The 3,858-nt window shown below is 44.9% G+C and carries 3 protein-coding genes; all 3 read left to right on the top strand.

Annotation, left to right across the window (positions count from 1 at the left end):
* Nucleotides 1-188: 188 nt before the first annotated feature.
* Genes QOR82_RS08825 through QOR82_RS08835 form a run of 3 tightly spaced genes read left to right on the top strand, consistent with a single transcriptional unit; the run spans nt 189 to nt 3,384 of the window.
* Complete coding sequence (locus tag QOR82_RS08825) at nt 189-1,109, top strand: ABC transporter ATP-binding protein (protein WP_034994366.1); 921 nt, start codon at nt 189-191, stop codon at nt 1,107-1,109.
* Nucleotides 1,096-2,715, top strand: a complete 1,620-nt coding sequence (locus QOR82_RS08830; RefSeq protein WP_034994364.1) for an ABC transporter permease — start codon at nt 1,096-1,098, stop codon at nt 2,713-2,715. The genes QOR82_RS08825 and QOR82_RS08830 overlap by 14 nt, the downstream gene beginning before the upstream one ends.
* 24 nt (nt 2,716-2,739) lie before the next feature.
* Complete coding sequence (locus tag QOR82_RS08835; RefSeq protein ID WP_152728962.1) at nt 2,740-3,384, top strand: TetR/AcrR family transcriptional regulator; 645 nt, start codon at nt 2,740-2,742, stop codon at nt 3,382-3,384.
* Nucleotides 3,385-3,858 lie beyond the last annotated feature (474 nt).

Raw genomic sequence — 3,858 nt, forward strand, 5'->3', positions numbered from 1 at the left:
CACCATTATTGATATTGATTCAACCCATTCTGACACTTATGGCAATCAAGAAGCTACTGACTATAACGCCCATTATGTCTTGACCCGCTAGTCATTGACTTACTAGTCAATGAGATGTATACTCTGTTTGCAATCATAAATATACCTCGTTCGACGGCTTAAGACCGCGACTTTGGGAGGGGACAAACATGACACAAACAGTTGTAAGTATCGAGCATTTACAGAAACACTTTGGTAAATTTCAGGCGTTAAAAGACATTACCTTTGACGTGCAAGCGGGTGAAGTTTTTGGCTTTATCGGACCGAATGGGGCTGGGAAATCAACGACAATTCGAGTACTACTCGGTATTTTAAAGGCCAGCGGTGGTACCGCCAAAATTTTTAACCAGGACGTCTGGTCTAAAGCGGTCACGATTCATAACCGGCTGGCCTATGTGCCTGGTGATGTCTACTTGTGGCCTAACTTAACCGGTGGTGAAATGATTGACTTTCTATTGAAACTCAATCATCAAAAACACTCTGCCAAAACGGATGCACTCATCAAAGAGTTTGAATTGGATCCAAAGAAAAAATCGCGGACGTATTCAAAGGGAAATCGGCAGAAGGTCGCACTAATTGCCGCTTTTTCAACGGATGCCGACTTATATATTTTTGATGAACCAACTAGTGGGTTAGATCCACTCATGGAAGAAATTTTCCAGAAGCACGTTCTAGCATTAAAACAACAGGGTAAGAGTGTCTTACTTTCCAGTCATATCCTGTCAGAAGTTGAGCGGATGTGTGACCGAATTGGTATTATTCGAGCGGGTGAAATTGTCGAAACTGGTACTTTGGAAGAGATGCGGCAACTGACACGAACTCAGATTACCGTGGAAACACAGGTGGACGTTGCGCCAATTGCAAAACTTGCGGGTGTGCATGGTTTTACAGCCGACCAGTCAGTTGACAATAAAGCAACGTTTGCAGTGGATACAGCACAGGTTGGAGCGGTTATGAGTGACCTCGCTCAACGTGGTATCGTGACGTTACAAAGTACGCCACCAACACTTGAAGATTTATTCATGCGCTACTACAACTCGGAGGGAGCTGAGGGTCATGACACAAAGTAATCGAACGGCACAGACGGGATATTTAACGCGGATGTATCTGCGTCGTGATCGAATCGCCATCATTATCTGGTTGCTTGGAATCGTTGGCGGCGTTGGGTCAGGTGCCAGCAAAATTATTGGCCTGAGTGGTGATGATAAGCAGGTGGCATCACTCGTCACTGCCTTGAATACGCCATCTATGGCGGCACTATTCGGACCATTCACAGCAGTAAAGCCGTATACCACTGCATCAATTTTTGCGGCATCGATGATGGTATTTACCGGCCTACTTCTGGCAATCATGAACATTTTTTTTGCGATTCGAAACACCCGGACTCAAGAGGATAACGGTGTGTTAGAAATGGTGCGCGCTCACAGTGTCGGCCGTCAAAGTTCGTTGTTAGCAACGCTTTATGAGTTGATCATTGTTAACGTTATTTCAGGACTGTTAATGGGCGCTACACTTCAGGGTATTAACATGTCTGGCGCTGACACTAGCGGAAATTGGCTGTTTGGTTTTGGCCTAGCAGCATTTGGGATGATGTTTGGTGCACTGACATTGCTGCTCTCACAATTTGCCAGTAACGCCCGTGGTGCGACGACGATGAGTTACAGCTTGCTTGGCTTATTGTACATTTTAAGAGCGATGACAGATGTTCAAAATGTGAAATATACTTGGTGGACGGTTTTTGGTTGGGTTGAAAAAATTGATCCTTATGGTAAGAACCGAGTGTCACCAATCGTCATGATGTTGGGGTTAGCAGTAATTGCGTTGATGATAACCTTTGTTGTCAGTGCAGAACGCGACTTGGGTTCAGGCCTGTTACCAGATCGTCCAGGCCGTGGCAAAGCAAGTCGTTTGTTGACTGGTCCAATTAGTCTGGTTTTCCGATTAGAACGGACGAGTTTAATCGCTTGGGTCATTGGGATTGCAATTTACGGGACGAGCATGGGAACCTTGTTTAATACGATTGGCGATATGATGCATAGCAGTCCTATGGTGGCCAAGATTATCGGTCCGGCTGCCGCGGCGTCAGTTGGGAAAACCATGACGTTACAGTTTGCGGCGATGATGAGTGTGGTTATGGCGATCGGTGCGTCGGTGCCAGCAATTGCGGCCATGTTACGGCTCAACAGTGACGAACAGAAGGGTTGGCTAGAGGCCATGCACGCTCGGAGCGTATCACGATTTCATTTATTTGGTGCATATACATTAGTCGGCGCTGTGTCAGGGCTACTGACCCTTTTTGCTGGAACCTTTGGCATGGCCCTTGGTGGTCAAGGTGCCAAACACGCGATTAGTATCGCTCGGTTGATGCGGTCATTTTGGGGCTTCGCACCCAGTGTGTTGGTAATCGTTGGGGTAATTGCCGTCTTATTGGGCCTGTTACCACGTTACCAACAAGTAGCCTGGATCATTCCAGTGTACGGGCTCCTATCGATTTACCTTGGTGGTTTGCTGGACTTCCCAGAATGGACTAAAAGACTAACACCTTACGGGTGGATCAATAAGGTCCCATTAAAGGCAGTGGCTTGGGATCAGGTTGGCTGGCTAGTTTTACTCAGTGTTATTTTGATTCTCGTTGGTTACGGTCTTTACAAGCGACGTGATTTGGTGGAAAATTAATCAATATCTTGAAAGGAGCCCGTTATGTTAAGTGTTCGTCCAGATGTACCCAAGGATCCGGCCAAAGTTAGCCGAATCATGCAAAGTGCCACCCATATTTTTGCGCTGGAAGGCTATCAACAGGCCAAAACGGCTGATATTGCCAAGGCCGCAGACGTCTCAAAGGGGATTGTTTTTCGTTACTTTGGCGACAAGGGCCACCTGTTTTTGGCAACGGTACAGTATGTCATTGAGCGATTAACTGATGTTGCCGATTTTAAAGTGTGGCAGGATGCACAGGATTTGAGCGACATGATTTCACGGGCTTTACGGTATAAAATTAGTTTACAACTAGAGTATCCAGATGAGTTTCGGCTTTCTATCCGTTCATTTTCGGAGATGAGTGTACTACCAGACGATGTACAAGCAGAAATGGCCCAGTACTGGCAAACTCAAACCACAATGTCAGTGGATTTGTTGGAAAAACCAGTCCTGGATCGAATGCCTATTCGCGATGATATTGACCAGGCTGACTTACAGCGTTTACTCAATGCGGTCACTAATCAGGTATTTGCTGATTCACAGAAGTTCATGACAGAACATCCTGAGGCTGATATTGAGGACTTTGAGCCCTTTATTCAGCAGATTCGCAGCGAGTACCGGATATTGGAACACGGTTTTTTGAAATAGAGTGGGACACAACTCGTCTAGGTTCCAAAATATCAGAGCACGAGCCCGCGGATTCCTGACTATGGCATTCGTAGGCCCGTGCTTTGATATGGCCGGGATCTGTGTTTTGACGCACGTTTAGTGAAACCAAATAAAATTTTTGAGTTAAGAAATCAGTTTGGTACTCATCAATATAGAGGTCTATAGATTTTTTCTCGATTGCTTTTGATTACCAATTTTTTAAAATAAAAATTAAACCTAAAACGACTTAAATAAGCCTGAATTATTCACCAGAAACTCCAAAATCCCCATCAAACACATGATTCAAGTGCTTGATGGGGATTTTGCGTTTTCACCTTTTAAGTGCAGAAAAAGAGCCTCAGCTCTGGTATAGTTAACTCGACCAAAAGACACTATAAAAAAAAGAGGACTCTATAATGAAAACTGTACAGGAAATGGCATTTAGTTTCAATAAAAACATTCTAGCATCGCATA

The sequence above is a fragment of the Limosilactobacillus difficilis genome, assembly GCF_947387495.1.
Classification (GTDB): domain Bacteria; phylum Bacillota; class Bacilli; order Lactobacillales; family Lactobacillaceae; genus Limosilactobacillus; species Limosilactobacillus difficilis.

What these genes read in the sequence shown, in the direction of transcription:
- QOR82_RS08825 (WP_034994366.1), top strand. Translation starts at nt 189, where the DNA reads ATGACACAAACAGTTGTAAGTATCGAGCATTTACAGAAACACTTTGGT.
- QOR82_RS08830 (WP_034994364.1), top strand. Translation starts at nt 1,096, where the DNA reads ATGACACAAAGTAATCGAACGGCACAGACGGGATATTTAACGCGGATG.
- QOR82_RS08835 (WP_152728962.1), top strand. Translation starts at nt 2,740, where the DNA reads ATGTTAAGTGTTCGTCCAGATGTACCCAAGGATCCGGCCAAAGTTAGC.